The following is a 17,176-nucleotide window of genomic DNA, read 5'->3' on the forward strand; positions in this document are numbered from 1 at the left end:
TAAAGAATTAAACAAAATCAAAATAATTATTAATCTAAATAACTTTGCAAATTAATTATAATTAAAACAACTTAATTTTATTGCCTAACTATTATTATACTTTCAAAAAAATTAAATTGCAAATTTCATAGTTAAATGATTAAAAATTAAATTTCAATTGTTTAATTCTTTATTTTTAGTAACTTATGATAACTATAGCTTTTTAAATTCTATAATTATTTTTTCATCTTAACAATTATTAGTTCTAAGTTAAATTTCAAATTTAGCTATTAATTCTTCTAAATGTGAAGCTTTTTCAGTTAAATTAGCAGAAATAGAAGATAATTCTTCTACGGAAGCAGTTTGTTCTTCACTAGCAGCAGCAACTTCTTGAGCTGAAGCAGAAGTATTTTCAGCTATATCAGATATATTCTCTGCATTTTTAGCTATTTCACTACTATACTCAAAATTAGCTTCTATAACACTAGCTGTTTTTTTCATGCCTGCATTAACTTTAGAGATTTTATCAGTTACTGAATCAAAAGTTAAATTAACAGAATTAACTAAATCTTCTCCATTAGAAATTTCTTTTTCACTAACTTCCATTTCATCTCCTACTACCTCGGTTTTTTTAGTTACTTTATCAATTAATTTCTTAATTTTATCAGCTGAAGTAGATGATTCTTCTGCTAAATCTCTTATTTCATCTGCAACTACTGAGAATCCACGCCCAGCACTTCCAGCTCTTGCAGCTTCTATAGCAGCATTTAAAGCAAGTAAATTAGTTTGTTCTGCTATACTATCTATAATCTCTATAATACTTCCAATTTCATTTGAGATTCCTTCTAATTCTTCAATGTCTTCACCAACATTTCTGATAGAAAGAATAATATTATCCATTTGGGTATTTAATTTTTCCATTTTCTGCTGACCTTCAATAATTACATCATTCATTTCATCTGATAAACCTTCAACCTTATTACTTGTATTTGAAAGATTATCTAAACCACTACTAAACTTTTTGATTTTATCTGATACTTGATCAACATTTCGAGACTGATCTTCAGCACCATTAGCAACTTCTTGAATCGAAATAGCTACTTGTTCTGAAGTTTCTCCTACTTCTTTAGAACTTACTTCTAGATGAGAAGCAGTTTCTAATACTTCCTCTGAAGTACTCATAATATTTGTAACTAAATTTCTTAATTGTTTGATCATTTTATTGAAAATAATAGCCATTGTACCAAGCTCATCATTTCTATCAGTTTCGAGAGAAACATTTAAATTCCCATTAGCAACTAGCTCCATTTTTTCACCATAATATTTAATTGGATTAACTACGTTTTTCTTAATAAAAATAGCTAAAACTATAACTAATAAAATAACAATTATAAGTGAATATGAAATAATAGTTTTTAAAATAGATTTATTTGCTTGATAGGCTTCTGACATTGGAACTTGAGCAAAAACATAACTATCTAATTGAGGCAGATAAGCATAAGATGCAAGATACTCTTCACCTTGATGTTCATATTCTAAAAATGAATTCTTATTATTTGAAATTTGATTAAAATTAAGAACCTGTCCCATATCATATTTTTCATCAATTAATTGATGCTGAGGATGAGCTATTACCTGAGCTTGATTATTAATTAAAAAAGAATATCCATTTTGACCTACCTTTTTACCAGCTATAAAATCACTAACTGTTTTCAGAGAAATATCTGCAGCAATTACCCCTACTTGCTGACCTTGATCATTTTTAACTCTTTTGGCAGCTGTGATAATTAACTCTCCGGTACCTAAATCTACATATGTATCAGTCCAAATAACATCGTTTGCTGTTTCTGCTTCTTGATACCAGGGTCTTTCACGTGGATCATAATCATCACCTAAATCATCTTTTGGTACATCTAACATTGCTCCAGCTTCTGTGCCTAAATAAACACTTCTGATTTCTGGATGTACCTTCAGTACTTCAGCAAAATATGTTTTTAATTCTTTTTCCCTGATATTTTTAACTGAATCCACATTTGCTGTTACTTTTAATAAATTGGCACTTTCATTTAAAAAACTATTAATTCCTGTTTTTAAAGTTAAAACAGTTTCATTATTTCGATCGCGAGATAATTTATTAACTTCTTGATGAACATCATTATTAATAAAATAAGCTAAAATACCCATTCCTAGCACTAGAAAAACTATTAAAATAACTGTAATTTTAGTATTTAAACTACCTTTAAATATTTCTTTCAATATTTTCTCCTCCTTTTAGCTCTTCTCTTAATTGAATTTGATTTCAAAGTTCTCAAGTTTATGTTTTGGGACTTTAACTCTTGCAGTTAATTGTGGATCTACTATTTGACAAATTTCTATATCACAAATTAAACCCATTAACATTGTTAATTCTGTTGGGTCAATTGCAACTCTTTTTTCTAAAAAAGAAAACATATTATTAGAAGCAATTTTACAGGCTTGATAAATCTTTTTAGCAGAAGCAATTGTATAAAAATAATCTTTGTCTTCTAAAATCGGATTTTCGATTTTTTTATTTTTAATAACTTCAACTGTTAGTTCTACTTCTCCAGCTACTTCAATTCCGGTAACCATTTCCCCATCTGCCATGGCAGCATGTAAGTCACCTAAAGCTAACATTGCTCCTTCTACTAAAACTGGCAGATATAAAGTACTTCCTTCTTTTATAATTTTAGCATCCATATTCCCACCATGAGAATCAGGAGTATCACAAGCAATAGAACCCTTTTTTTTAGCAGGTGCAACTCCAATTACACCAATCATCGGATTCAATTCTAGTTCTATATTTTGATTAAAAATTGCCTTATTTTCTTTAATTTTAATTATTTTAGCTTTAGCTTCTTTTACTACATCATCAACAAAAACCATCTCAGGCTCAGCTAACATAACTCCATAATCATTGAAATTAATTTTTTCAATATTAATTTTTAGAGTATCACCAATTTCAGCTTCTTTGATTTTAAGGGGACCTGTAGCAGGATTAATTTGATTCCAGTCGACTTGATCTAAATCCAAATTATCTGGGTTAAGTTGATTTTTAAAACAATCACTTGTCTCAAATAAAACTTTAGCTCCAGAACTTACTTCAGCTGCTGCTTTATTTTCAGCTGACATATTATAAATATAATTATCTGCAGAAATTTTAATCAATTATAATCATCCTTTTTCTTTTTATTATTTTACTATATAAAATTAATTTTCATTTGCAGTCAAATAATTTTTAGCTACATAGGGAGAAGTCATTGCTCTTAATAAAGCACTATAACCTACTTTAAATTTTAAAACATCTCCATATTTTAAATTTTCTTTACAGTTGCTTAAGTCTAACAATAAATGGTCACTACTACTACCTAAAATTTCTATTCCTTTTAATTCAGGATATAATGAGCTATGATCTATATCTTGGCTGCCAATAGCTAAAATAGCTCTTTTAACAATCCCTTTATCTTTAAACTTTATTTGGTCACCACTAAAATTACAACCCTGTGAACCTTTGGGTAAACTTGGTTTTTCTTTCAGTTCAACTATTTCTGCTTTAATTGTAAATACATCTTGCTCTAAATAATCTATTTGCCGTTGATTTGTAACATCATTTGCGAGTAAAATTGCTTCCCCTATTCTTAAGTTATTAATCTCTGCTTCTAATAAACCTGTTCCAAATAAATTAGTTGTGGCTGTATTACCACCAGAAAGCCGATTAATTTTTATAGCTAATTCTTTTTCTACTTTATTTTTTAAAGCAATTATTCTTTTAGTATTTGCTTGATCAGGTATAACACATCCATAACAACCTAGATTAGTTCCTATACCTTCTAAATAAAGTCCTGGTAGTTTTATTATTTTTTGTATAAAATCAGTTAAATCTTGAGGCATCACGCCTTCTCTCCGATCCCCAATATCTACCATTACTATAACCCCAATTTTTTTATTCTTTTTATTAGCTGCTTTTGCTAACAATTTACAACTTTCAAGTTCAGTTACTAAACTATAATCAATATAATCTACTGCCTCATTTATTTCTGTTTTTTTAGGGATTCTAAGTAAAATTATTTCTCCCTGATAATTTAATTTCCTAATCTTTTTTATATTATCTAAACGTGAATCAGCAATGCTTTTAACTCCTGAATTTATAAAGGTTTCTATAATTTTTTGATCTCCAGCAATACCTTTAGTTACTACAGTTAAATTTATTTTTTTTTCTAAACATTTGGTATTTAATTTAGTAAAATTAGATTTAAGTTTTGACAAATCGATATCTATTCTTGGATATTTCATTGCTTACACCTCTATTCTTATTATAGCTGAAAATAGTTAAGGCTAAAATCTATATCTAAAGCTAATTTATCTAATTTAAAATAATACTCTAGATATATAAATAGAATAAGAACCAGTAAAGTTTAATATTTTACTGGCCCTTATTCTTAAAAGTTAAATTTATAATTAATATTTACTTAAGTTCTGCAAAAGCTTTACTAAGTAATGGTACAATTTTTTTCAAGTCTCCAACAAGACCATAGTCACAGATCTCAAAAATTGGAGCATCTTGATCAGTATTAATTGCAATAATTAAATTAGAGTTTTCCATTCCTGCTTTATGCTGGATAGCTCCTGAAATACCACAAGCAAAATATACTTTTGGCTTAACTGTCTTACCTGTTTGTCCAACCTGGTGTGGTTTTTCAATCCAACCTTCATCTACTACTGCGCGAGAAGCTCCTACTTCTCCTCCTAAAACGGTAGCTAATTCTTCTATTAATTCGAAGTTTTCTGGACTACCTACACCTCTACCTCCAGAAACAATAATATCAGCATCTTCTAAATTAACACTTGCTTTAGCTTCTTTTACAATTTCTTTAATTGTTGTGAAAATATCAATATCTGATAAATCTGATTTAAGGTTAATTATCTTACCACTATCAGTAATCTGAGAATTAACATTTTCAGCATTAATCTCTACTTCTATCTCTTCAATTTCACCAGTTTTACTGTGATCTGGCTCAGCTTTTTCCATAACTCCTGGTCTAACTGTAGACATTTGTGGTCTGTGATCAGGACAAATAATAGTTGCCATTAAGTTACCACCAAATGCTGGTCTAGTTTGAAGTAAAATATTTCTTTCTTTATCAATTTCAAGTTTTGTACAATCAGCTGTTAAACCTGTATCTAAACGAGCAGAAATACGAGGTCCTAAATCTCTACCGTTATGAGTTGCTCCTAAAAGAACTATTTCTGGTTTAAATTCATTAATTAAGTCACAAATAACAGCTGTATAAGTTTCTGTTCTGTAATCTTTTAGTTCTTCATCTTCCACAATATATACATTATCTGCTTTGTAAGCAAATAATTCTTTTGCTTCTTCTTTTACATCTGATCCTAATACAATTACAGATAAGCTTGTACCTAATTCATCAGCTAATTTTCTTCCTTCACTACATAGTTCAAAAGAAACATCTAGTAATTTATTACCTCTCTGCTCAGCTAATACCCAAACACCTTTGTAACCAGAGATGTCTTGTTTTTCACCTGTTTCTTCTTTATCAATTTCCATTGCATCAAAATTACATTTTTTAACACAAATACCACACATAGTACATTTTTCTGTATCAACAACTGCTATATCATTTTCCATTTTTAAAGCATCAAATGGACAGCTAGTTACACAAACTCCACACCCGACACACTTATCTTCAAATATATTTAACATTCAACTATTCCTCCTATGATTATAATACCTGTTCTAGTTTTAATTTTTCTAGTAATTTTTCTACTTTTTCTTTTTCATTTCCTTCTAAAAATTCTCCTTTTTTCTCATTTGTTGGCACAAAAGTATCATATACCTGAGTTGGAGAAGCATCAAGTCCTAGTTTAGACATGTCAACTTCAAAATCATCTGTTGACCATACTTTAATACAATCTTCCTTTTTAAAAGCAGCAACTACTCTTTTAATAGAAGGATAACGTGGTTTATTTAAACCATCAATAACTGTTAATAAAACAGGCATTTTTGTTTCTACAACACTATATCCATCCTCTAAAGCTCTTTTAGCTTTAACTTTTTCACCTTCTACTTCTAAACCACGAACATAAGTGATTTGAGGCATACCAAGATTTTCAGCTATCTGTGGTCCAACTTGCGCTGTATCTCCATCAATTGCCTGACGACCACAGAAAATAATATCAAATTCACCTGCATTTTTAATTCCTTGAGCTAAAGTATAAGAAGTAGCCCAGGTATCAGAACCAGCAAAAGCTCTATCTGATACTAAAATACATTCATCTGCTCCCATTGCATATGCTTCTAAAAGAGCTGTTTTTGCCTGAGGTGGTCCCATACTTATTACTGTAACCTTTCCTCCATGCTCTTCTTTTAATCTTACTGCTTCTTCTAATGCTATTTTATCTTCTGGATTAATAATACTTGGTACACCATCTCTAATTAATGTTCCATTTTCTTCATCAATTCTAACTTCATCTGTATCTGGTACTTGTTTTACACATACTAATATATTCATTATTTTACCTCCTGTTAATAAATCCTAATTAATTTAATAAAGAACCTGCGATTACCATTTTCTGTACTTCAGTTGTACCCTCATAAATTTCTGTGATTTTAGCATCACGTAATAAGCGTTCAACTGGATATTCTTTAATATAACCATAACCACCATGTAATTGGATAGCTTTGTTTGCAACAGCAAATGCTGCTTCTGAAGCATAATATTTAGCCATTGCTGCTTCTTTTGAGTATCTCTGACCTGAATCTTTAGTTTTAGCAGCTTTATAAACTAATAATCTGGCTGCTTCTACTTTTGTTGCCATTTCTGCAATTTCCCACTGTAAACCCTGGAATTTAGAAATAGCACGACCAAACTGCTGTCTTTCTTTTACATATTGTACTGTCTCATCTAAAGCTCTTTGAGCAATACCTAAAGCCTGAGCTGCAACTCCAATTCTTCCTCCATCTAAAGTTGCCATTGCAATCTTAAAGCCCATACCTTCTTTTCCTAATAAATTTTCTTTTGGTACTCTACAATCTTTAAAAATTAATTCTCTAGTATCAGAAGCATTAATTCCTAATTTATTTTCTTTTTTACCAACAGAAAATCCTGGATATTCTCTCTCTACAATAAAGGCACTAATTCCTCTAGTTCCTTTGCTTTTATCTGTCATAGCAAAAACTATAAATGTATCTGCTTCACCAGCATTAGTAATAAATATCTTAGAACCGTTTAAAATATATTCATCACCATCAAGTTCTGCTGTTGTTTTTTGAGCTGATGCATCAGTTCCTGCATCTGGTTCTGTTAAACCAAAAGCACCTAATTTGTCTCCTCGTGCTAAAGGCTTTAAATACTTTTCTTTCTGCTCTTCATTACCAAATTGATAAATAGGGTGAGCACCTAAAGAAGTGTGTGCAGACAAAATAATTCCATGTGTAGCACATGCTTTTGATAATTCTTCGATTGCTAATACATAACTTAAAGTGTCACCACCTGATCCATCATACTTTTCTGGAAAAGGAATTCCTAACATATCAGCAGCAGCCATCTTTTCTACATTTTCTCTTGGAAATTCGCATGTTTCATCAATCTCTGCAGCTATATCCTTTACTTCATTTTCAGCAAAATCTCTTACAACTTTTTGTATCATTTCTTGAGTACTTGTTAAATTAAAATCCATTTTTTTACCTCCAAATTTATACTTTGTTATTTACTATTATCAGGTTCATTTCTTATTTATAAGTTTCCAATTAAATTACCATCAATAACAGTAGCATCTACCTTGATCTCTCTTAATTCATCTGGTTTTACATAAAAAGGATTTTTAGATAAAATACTAAAATCAGCTTTATAACCAGTTTTTATCTTTCCTAATTTGTTTTCAGCTCTAGCATTATAAGCTCCATTTTTTGTATAGATTTCTAATGCAGTTTGAACTGTTACTTTTTGATTAGGAAGCCAGCCAAAATCGGGTTTCAAATCACTATCTTTTCTTGTTACAAGACAACTAATACCCCAAATTGGATCTGGTCTTTCAATGGGTGAGTCAGAACTACCAGCAGCATTAATATTTAAATCAACCATATCTTTCCATAAATAACTCTGGTATTCTCTTTGCTTGCCAATTCTCTCTTTTACTATTTTCCAGTCACTTGCTGTAAATGCAGGTTGAATATCTGTATTAATCCCAGCGGCTTTTATTCTTTTTAATAATTTATAATCTGCAAGTTGAGAGTGAATTATCCGGTGCCTTAAGTTATAATCAAATTTTTGATTTAACTCTTCTATGATCTCCACAAATTGCTCAATCGTTCTATCACCAATTGCATGGCAGGCAACTGGCATTTTATTTTTATAGGCTATCTCAACTAATTTTTTCATTTTTTTTCTGCTACATAAAAGTTGCCCTTCATTATCAGCTTGATCACTATAAGCTTTTCTTAAAGCAGCAGTCCTTGCACCTAAAGAGCCATCAGCCCAAATCTTTAAAGGACCTAAGCTTAAATAATCATTATAATCAGAAATATTATATTTGGCTATAAATTCTTTTAATTCTTTTTCATTTGTTAATCTTAATTGCAAATTATATCTTAAAGGTAATTTACCACTATCAGCTAATTCAAAATAAGCTTTTAAAGTTTTAGTAAAAGAAATATTAGAATCAGCCAAGTCATCAGATTGAACAAAAGTTAGTCCATATTCTAAATACTTTGCAGAAGCCTTTAAAATATATTTTTTGATATCAGTAATAGTTGTTTGAGGTGCAGCAGCTAAAATTAAATTTTGTGCATCTTCACACAATATTCCATTCGGTTTATTATTTTGATCAGTATAAACTCTCTCATTTTTAATTTCTTTCTGATAAAGTTTAGCTTTTTTTAAAGCAGCACTATTTGCTGTTAAAACATGCCGACACTCTCTTTTAAACACAATTGGAATTTCAGTTGATATTTTATCTAAATCTTGAGCAGTTGGTAATTTATTTTCTTTAAAATTTTCTTGATTCCAACCCCAGCCAAACATCCATTCATTTGGCTTAAAATCTTTTTGTTTTAGATATTTTTGTCCCATTTTTATTAACTGATCAATAGAATTAGCTTTACTTAAATCTAATTTATCCAATTCAGAACCATACATTACAGTATGTAAATGACTATCACATAAGCCGGGAATTAATGTTTTTCCTTTAAGATCAACTTTCTGATATTTTTCACTTACTTCAACATTATAACCTATAATTAACCCATCTTCAACCAATACATTCTCAATAACTGGATTAGATTTATCCATAGTATAAATATCAGCATTATAAAAGAGTTTTGGCATAATATTCTCATCCCTTTACAGCTTATTTATTCATTCTTAAAATCAGCTTTCCTATTATTTAAAAATGCCTGCATACCTTCTTTTTGATCTTTAGTACTAAAACAAGTACTAAATAAATTAGCTTCAAATTTACTTCCTTCTGCAGAAGGATGTTCTAAGGCGAAATTTACAGCTTCTTTAGCAGTAGAAATAATAGGAGCAGATTTCTTAGCTATTTTTTCAGCAATCAATTTTGCCTTTTCCATAATATCTTCTACTTCTACAATCTGATTAACTAATTTTAAAATTTTAGCTTCTTCAGCATCAATATTATCACCAGTTAAAATCAATTCTAAGGCTTGGGATTTACCAATAACTTTAGTTAAACGTTGAGTTCCTCCAAAACCAGGAATAATACCTAAATTAATTTCTGGTTGGCCAAACTTTGCTCCTTTAGCTGCAATTCTAATATCACAAGCTAAAGCAAGTTCACAACCTCCACCTAAAGCATAACCATTAACTGCTGCAATAAATATTTTAGTTGAATTTTCTATTTTGTTAAAAACTTGATTACCTAATAAAGAAAAATCTTTAGCTTCTTTTACATTCATGCTTTTCATTTCAGATATATCAGCACCTGCAACAAAAGCCTTTTTACCTTCTCCACTAATAATAACTGTTTTAATTTTATCGTTTTTATCTAAATCAGTGATAGCTAGGTCTAACTCTTCTAAAGTTTCTTTATTTAAAGCATTTAAAGCTTTAGGTCTATTAATTTTTATAATAGCAATTTCATTTTCAAAGTTAAGAATTAAATTATTATAATTCATCTTTGCCTCCCTTAATTGACTGTCTAGTTAAATCTTTTATGAAACAGCTGTCCCAAATATAAATTCGGGGCAGCTGATATTTAACTTTTAGTAATTATAAAAACCTTTTTTAGATTTTCTACCTAACTGTTCAGCCCTAACTTTCTTTTTCAGTAAAGGACAGGGACGATATTTATCTTCCCCAAGTTCTGAATGTAGAGTTTCCATAATTGCTAAACAGACATCAAGTCCAATTAAATCAGCTAAAGCTAAAGGTCCTATTGGATGATTTGCACCCAATTTCATAGCTAAATCAATATCTTCAGCAGAAGAAACTCCTTCTTGTAAAATATAAGCAGCCTCATTAATCATTGGAATTAAAATCCTATTAACAACAAAGCCAGGAGCTTCATTGACTTTAACTGCTTCTTTATTAATTGATTTTACAAGCTCTTCTACTTTATCATAGCAAGCATCAGAAGTTTCAGCAGCTCTAATAACTTCTACAAGTTTCATCATTGGTACTGGATTAAAAAAGTGAATACCAATAACATTTTCTCTTCTAGCTGTGGCAGCTGCAATTTCAGTAATACTTAAAGCAGATGTATTAGTAGCTAGTATAGCCTCATCCTTAACTATCTGATCAAGTTTTTTGAAAATATCTTTCTTGATTTCTAAGTTTTCAATTACTGCTTCTATTACTAAATCTACCTCTGCTAAGGCCTCTAATTTGGAAGCAGTTTCTATTCGGTCTAAAATTGCTTTCTTTTCGGCTTCAGTTATTCTTTCTTTTTTAACAGAACGACTGAGGCTTTTTTCAATATTTTTATAGCCTTTTTCTAAATTTTCTTGATCAATATCTACCATTATCACCTGATATTCATTTTTAGCTATAACATTAGCAATTCCATTTCCCATTGTTCCTGCACCTAAAATACCAATTTTATTCATAACGCAAACTTCCCCTTTCTGATATTAGTCAACTAATATTTTTAATAGGTAGTTATATATTACTTCAGCAGTTTGAACTACTGAATTCAAATCAACATATTCATCGGCACTATGATAATTTTTACCAGCTGGACCGAAGACAAAGGTAGGAACTTTTACTCTTGAACCCAGATAATTAAAATCACCCACACTAGAAAAATATGCAATTTTTGCTTTTGAATCTGTAACATTAAGTACACTTTCTTTAAAAGTCTGAGTATAAGGATTACTTTCAGAAACAACATAAGGTAAAAAACCATCACATTTTTTATGAGGAGCTTCTCTAAATTCCAAATTAGCACTACCTTTTATATCTGCTTTAGCTAAAGCTTTTGCAAATTCTTTTCTAATATAATTTTTATCTTCTCCTATTGTAACATGTCTAAAGATAGAAAAAGAAGCTTTATCAGGTACAGATAAGGGTGCTCCACCACCTTCAACATCTAAAATACAAATTGAACCAGGGCCTAATTTTTCATGATCTTTTAACTCTGATTTTTCGATTTCTAGTAGTATTTTAGCAGCTTCACTAATAGCATTTATGCCCTTTTCAGGATTAGCTCCATGAGCTGATTTCCCTTTAACATTCACCTTATACTTCCAGCCACCTCGGGCACCTAAGCAAAGACAGGGAAATTTTTCTCCAGCAAAACCAGAACTTGGTTCAGGTACAATAGCAACATCAACATCTTCAGTATAACCATCAAGAATCAAATTATCTGTTCCTAGTCCAAAAGGACCTTCTTCATCACTAACTAGAGTATATAAAATTTCTCCATTAAAACTACTTACAGTTTTAGAAAAAGCATTTACAGCTAGCATAATGGCAGCACAACCACTTTTCATATCAAGTGCTCCTACTCCATACATTTTATCACCAACTATTTCTGCTCCAAGTGGCTTTTTAGTCCAACCTTCACAAATTTCAACTGTATCTAAATGGCCATTTAAGAGAATTTTAGGTCCTTCATCGTCCCCTTTTAGACTACCAACTACATTACGTCCTTCAAAACCAGTCACTTTCTTTTCTTCAAACTGATGCATACTAACTGGTAGATTATTATTTTCAAACCAGTTAAAAACATAGTCTATTATTTCATCTTCTCTAAAAAAAGGACTAGGAATCTTTATCAGATCTGCAAGCAAAACTTCAACTTGCTTTCGATTAATATACTTACTAATAGCTTGAACCACTATTCTAGCCTCCTCGAATTCTAATATTCTTTTTTTACCTCTGTTTAATCAGACAACAGACTTATACTCATCTACTTTTTATTTAGACCTTATTTGTTAAGTGAATTAAGTAACTAATTGTACTTAACACATAACCTGTACTCTTTTATTCTAGAGCACAGGCCTGTGTTTAAGTTTATAAATAATGAAATATATTTTAAACTTAAATTAAATAACTATATTTCTTTATTTACGTTTTACTACAGTTGCAGCTCCTTGACCGCCACCAATACATAAAGTAGCTAAGCCTGTTTTAGAATCTCTCTTTTTCATCTCATGTAATAATGTAATTAAGATGCGAGCTCCACTAGCTCCAATTGGATGACCTAAAGCAATAGAACCACCATTAACATTAACAATATCTGTATTTAAATTAAGTTCTTCAATTACTGCTAATGATTGAGAAGCAAAAGCTTCATTTGCTTCAATTAAATCAAGATCATCAATTCCAAGCTTGATTTTTGATAAAGCTTTTCTAGTTGCAGGGATAGGTCCTGTTCCCATTATTTTAGGATCTACTCCAGCAGAAGCATAAGATATAATTTCAGCTAATATTTCTAAGCCTAATTCTTCTGCCTTTTCCTTTGACATTACTATTAATACAGCTGCTCCATCATTAATTCCAGAAGCATTTCCTGCAGTTACAGTACCATCTTTTTTGAAAACAGGTCTTAAGTTAGCTAAACTTTCTTTAGTTACTCCCTGACGAGGTCCCTCATCTTTAGAGAAAATTTCATTTTCACCTCTACGCTGAGGAATTTCTACTGGAACTATCTCGTCTTGGAATCTATCTTCTTTCATTGCTTTTTCTGCTCTTTGCTGACTGATAGCAGAAAATTCATCTTGTGCCTCTCGGCTCAGATTCCATTTTTCAGCAACATTTTCAGCAGTAATTCCCATATGATATTCATTAAATGCACAGAATAGACCATCATTGATCATTGTATCAACCATTTTAAAGTCACCCATTTTAGCTCCCCATCTGTTCTTTTGGTTAACATAAGGTGCCTGGCTCATACTTTCCATTCCACCAACAACATAAATATCTCCATCACCAGCTTTAATTGCTTGAGCAGCAAGATTTACAGTTTTTAAACCTGAACCACAAACCTTGTTAATAGTTACTGCAGGTATCTCTTCTGGGATACCTGCTTTAATAGCTGCCTGTCTAGCTGGATTCTGACCGAGTCCTGCTTGTAAAACATTACCGAAAATAACTTCATTAATTTCTGCTTTAGGAATCTGTGTCTTTTCTAAAGCGGCTTTAATTACTTGTGCACCAAGATCAACAGCAGAAATATTTTTCAATTTACCGCCAAATTTACCAATTGGTGTTCTTAAAGCTTCAACAATAACAACTTCTTTCATTATATTGCCTCCTCTTACTTACCCTGAACTATAAAACTATTTATTTATCTTTCTTTTCTTTTCATATCTGTTGGTTCTAGAGACTTAACTTCTTTACCTCTTAATAAATCTGCAACTCCACCATGTTCACGAGCTTTTTCAGATTTATATTTTGGTCCATCTTCTTCAGTTTCAATATACTGTGGTTCAGTATAAGTTGTAATTACTCCTTCATAATTTCTTAATACAACTTTAGTTGGTGACATACTAATTAAGTATTGTGGCATTACTGGAGTCTTACCACCACCACCTGGAGCATCAATAACATAAGTAGGTACACAATATCCTGAAGTATGGCCTCTTAATGATTCCATAATTTCAAGACCTTTAGAAACTTTTGTTCTAAAGTGCTCAATACCCATTGATAAGTCACACTGATAAATATAGTAAGGACGAACTCTAATCTGTACAAGTTTTTGTACTAGATCCATCATAACTTCTGAACTATCATTAATTCCACGCATTAATACACTTTGGTTACCTAAAGGAATACCAGCATTAGCAAGTTTTGCACAAGCTTCTGCAGCTTCTTTAGTAATTTCTTTTGGATGGTTAAAGTGTGTATTTAACCAGATTGGATGATACTTCTTTAACATATTAACTAAATCATCTGTAATTCTCTGAGGCATAACAACAGGAGTTCTAGAACCTAATCTAATAACTTCTACGTGATCAATCTCAGATAATTCTTTAATAATATATTCTAATTTGTCATCAGAAATTAAGAGACAGTCTCCTCCAGAAAGTAATACGTCTCTAACTTGAGGTGTATTTCTAACATATTCTAAACACTTGTCAATTCTTTCCATAGGTACTCCAGAATCATTTTGACCAGCAAATCTTCTGCGAGTACAGTGACGACAGTACATAGAGCACTGATCTGTAATTAAGAATAATACTCTATCTGGGTAACGATGAGTTATACCATCAACTGGAGAATCACCATCTTCGTGTAATGGATCTTCCATATCACTACCGCTTAAGTGAGTTTCCATAATATCTGGTACAGCCTGCATTCTAACAGGACAATTATGGTCATCAGCATCCATTAAAGTTGCATAATAAGGAGTAATTCCCATTCTGAACTTTTCTAATACTTCTTCAATTTCTTCTTTTTCTCCATCATCTAAATTAATAAGTTTAGCTAATTCTTCAGAATCAGTAACTCTATTTTTTACCTGCCATTTCCAGTCATTCCATTCTTCTTCAGTACAATCCCACATTTTGTAAACTTCTTCATTTCCAACAGCTTTTGCATCTAACATTATATAATCTCTCCTTTATCAAATAATTTATAAGTTATGCTAATTTTTGATTTTCATCTTCTGCTACATAATCATCTTCATGCTCAATTGTTATTCCTAGTAAAGCAAATACAATTGAAACAATTGGAGTAATCCAGTTAAAGAAGCAGAAAGGTAAATAAGCAAGTGTTGCAATGCCTAAAGTTCCAGCTACATAAGCACCATTAGTATTCCAAGGCACTAAAGCACAAGTTTGAGTAGCACCATCTTCTAAAGCTCTAGATAAGTTTTTAGCTTTTAAACCACGATCTCTATAAGCTTGAGCATAAGTACGACCTGTAATTACAATTGACATATACTCATCAGCAAGAGTAATATTCATTAAAATACCTGTTAAAACTGTAGCAGCTACTAAAGAATTATCGCTTTTTAGCTTAGTTAAAACACTAGTAACAATTACTTTTAACTGATTGGTCTCTTCCATAACTCCACCAAACATCATAGCTAAGAAAATAATTGAAATAGAGTACATCATAGCAGTAACTCCACCATTACTTAGTAGACTATCTACAGAATCCATACCTGTATTACTTACATAACCACCATATCCTGCATTTAAAATATCTCCAAAACCAATACCCTGGAAAATAACTCCAAATAATGCTCCTGCTATAGCACCAATTGCCAAAGCTGGAATTGCAGGTACTTTTTTAACTGCTAATCCAATTACTATTACTGGTGGCAATAATAACATTAAGTTAATATTAAAAGCTCCTGATAATCCTTTTAATAGAAGATCAACTTGACCCATCTCAGCTGCTCCTCCACCATATTTAAAACCTAAAAAAGTAAAGATTACTAAAGTGATTCCATAACCAACACTTGTTGTATATAACATATGTTTAATATGATCATAAAGTTTTGCTCCTGCCATTGCTGGGGCTAAGTTAGTTGTATCAGAAAGTGGAGAAATCTTATCTCCAAACCAAGCACCAGAAATAATAGAACCTGCAACAACAGGTAAAGGAATTCCTAGGCCTTCACCAATAGCCATCATTGCGATACCAACAGTACCAACAGTTGTCCAAGAACTACCAGTTCCTAGAGAAGTTATAGAACAAATAAGAGCAGTAGCAACTAAGAAATAAGTTGGATTTAAAACTTTAAGTCCATAATAGATCATAGTTGGAACTACACCAGCTGAAATCCAAATACCAATAATAATACCAATAATCATCAAAATGATAATTGCTTGAAGAGAATTATTAATACCATTTTTCATGCCCTCTTCGATTTCTTTCCACTTGTATCCAGCCTTTAAAGCGACTAATGAAGCAACAATTGTACCAATAAACAGAGCTATATGTGGTTCTGAACCGAATTTAACAATTGCTAAACTGATAGAAATGATAATTGCTAAGAAAGAAAGTCCCGCTTCCCATAAATATGGATCTCTTTTAGTTTTATTAGACATTATTTTACCTCTCCTTAATTTAATTTAGATACTTTTTAGATACTCATTTTTTTTAGATTTTCAGATATTATTAATTCAGCATCAGTAGCATTTTTTACCTCTTCTACTGTATAATCAGGATTAATTTCAGTCAAAATTAATTTACCAGCTTCTAATTTATAAAAGCCCATTTCTGTTACAATATAATCAACCTGTTTTTTAGCAGTTAAAGGTAAAGTACACTCAGCTAAAATCTTGGAATTACCTTTTTTAGTTGTTTGTAGAGTAGCAATAATAACATCTTTAGCTCCTACTACAAGGTCCATTGCTCCACCCATTCCAGGTACAATTTTATTTGGGATCATCCAGTTAGCTAAATTACCTTGAGCGTCAACTTGTAAGGCACCTAGAACTGTTTTATCAACATGACCACCTCTGATGATAGCAAAGGATTCTGCACTATCGAAAAATACACCCCCTTCTTTAATGGTCACTGGTTGTCCACCAGCATTTGTCAGATCTTTATCTTCTTTACCTTCTTCAGGCTTAGGTCCTAAGCCCAGAAAACCATTTTCAGACTGTAAAGTAATATCTATATCTTCTGGAACATAGTTTGCTACTAAAGTAGGCATCCCTATTCCCAGGTTGACAACATCACCATCTTCTAAACTTTGAGCAATTCTTTTAACTATAATTTGTTTTTTCTCTTTAATATCCATG

General features: G+C 31.2%; 14 protein-coding genes. All 14 read right to left on the reverse strand.

What is annotated here, in order from left to right; all coding sequences use genetic code 11:
* Positions 1-249: 249 nt before the first annotated feature.
* Positions 250-2,235 (reverse strand): methyl-accepting chemotaxis protein, encoded by a 1,986-nt coding sequence (locus tag HPRAE_RS07885; protein ID WP_014553692.1) that lies wholly within the window; start codon positions 2,233-2,235, stop codon positions 250-252.
* Positions 2,236-2,262: 27 nt separating this feature from the next.
* Positions 2,263-3,165 carry an acetamidase/formamidase family protein gene (locus HPRAE_RS07890; RefSeq protein WP_014553693.1) on the reverse strand — a complete coding sequence of 301 codons (903 nt, stop codon included), beginning with the start codon at positions 3,163-3,165 and terminating at the stop codon, positions 2,263-2,265.
* A gap of 42 nt (positions 3,166-3,207) precedes the next feature.
* On the reverse strand, positions 3,208-4,290 hold the full coding sequence (locus tag HPRAE_RS07895; RefSeq protein WP_014553694.1) for an alanine/ornithine racemase family PLP-dependent enzyme: 1,083 nt from the start codon (positions 4,288-4,290) through the stop codon (positions 3,208-3,210).
* A gap of 172 nt (positions 4,291-4,462) precedes the next feature.
* Positions 4,463-5,719, reverse strand: a complete 1,257-nt coding sequence (locus HPRAE_RS07900; RefSeq protein ID WP_014552307.1) for an electron transfer flavoprotein subunit alpha — start codon at positions 5,717-5,719, stop codon at positions 4,463-4,465.
* Between the two features lie 19 nt (positions 5,720-5,738).
* Entirely contained in the window at positions 5,739-6,527 is a 789-nt protein-coding gene (locus tag HPRAE_RS07905; RefSeq protein ID WP_014553695.1) for an electron transfer flavoprotein subunit beta/FixA family protein, read from the reverse strand.
* Between the two features lie 28 nt (positions 6,528-6,555).
* Complete coding sequence (locus HPRAE_RS07910; RefSeq protein ID WP_014553696.1) at positions 6,556-7,695, reverse strand: acyl-CoA dehydrogenase; 1,140 nt, start codon at positions 7,693-7,695, stop codon at positions 6,556-6,558.
* A 56-nt stretch (positions 7,696-7,751) separates the two neighbouring features.
* Positions 7,752-9,341 carry an amidohydrolase gene (locus HPRAE_RS07915; RefSeq protein WP_014553697.1) on the reverse strand — a complete coding sequence of 530 codons (1,590 nt, stop codon included), beginning with the start codon at positions 9,339-9,341 and terminating at the stop codon, positions 7,752-7,754.
* Between the two features lie 26 nt (positions 9,342-9,367).
* Positions 9,368-10,150, reverse strand: coding sequence for an enoyl-CoA hydratase-related protein (locus HPRAE_RS07920; RefSeq protein ID WP_014552304.1), 783 nt, complete (start codon positions 10,148-10,150; stop codon positions 9,368-9,370).
* An 87-nt stretch (positions 10,151-10,237) separates the two neighbouring features.
* Positions 10,238-11,080 (reverse strand): 3-hydroxybutyryl-CoA dehydrogenase, encoded by an 843-nt coding sequence (locus tag HPRAE_RS07925; protein WP_014552303.1) that lies wholly within the window; start codon positions 11,078-11,080, stop codon positions 10,238-10,240.
* A 24-nt stretch (positions 11,081-11,104) separates the two neighbouring features.
* Positions 11,105-12,313: a M20 family metallopeptidase gene (locus HPRAE_RS07930; protein ID WP_014553698.1), complete on the reverse strand. Its 1,209-nt coding sequence runs from the start codon at positions 12,311-12,313 to the stop codon at positions 11,105-11,107.
* Positions 12,314-12,538: 225 nt separating this feature from the next.
* On the reverse strand, positions 12,539-13,720 hold the full coding sequence (locus HPRAE_RS07935) for an acetyl-CoA C-acetyltransferase (protein WP_014553699.1): 1,182 nt from the start codon (positions 13,718-13,720) through the stop codon (positions 12,539-12,541).
* 44 nt (positions 13,721-13,764) lie between these two features.
* On the reverse strand, positions 13,765-15,024 hold the full coding sequence (gene kamA, locus HPRAE_RS07940) for a lysine 2,3-aminomutase (protein ID WP_014553700.1): 1,260 nt from the start codon (positions 15,022-15,024) through the stop codon (positions 13,765-13,767).
* 34 nt (positions 15,025-15,058) lie between these two features.
* The gene (gene nhaC / locus HPRAE_RS07945; RefSeq protein WP_014553701.1) at positions 15,059-16,477 is read right to left on the reverse strand and encodes a Na+/H+ antiporter NhaC; all 1,419 of its coding nucleotides are present in this window, start codon (positions 16,475-16,477) and stop codon (positions 15,059-15,061) included.
* Positions 16,478-16,512: 35 nt separating this feature from the next.
* Positions 16,513-17,175 carry a 3-oxoacid CoA-transferase subunit B gene (locus tag HPRAE_RS07950; RefSeq protein ID WP_014553702.1) on the reverse strand — a complete coding sequence of 221 codons (663 nt, stop codon included), beginning with the start codon at positions 17,173-17,175 and terminating at the stop codon, positions 16,513-16,515.
* Between the last annotated feature and the right edge of the window lies 1 nt (position 17,176).

It is taken from the genome of Halanaerobium praevalens DSM 2228, from assembly GCF_000165465.1.
Taxonomy (GTDB): domain Bacteria; phylum Bacillota; class Halanaerobiia; order Halanaerobiales; family Halanaerobiaceae; genus Halanaerobium; species Halanaerobium praevalens.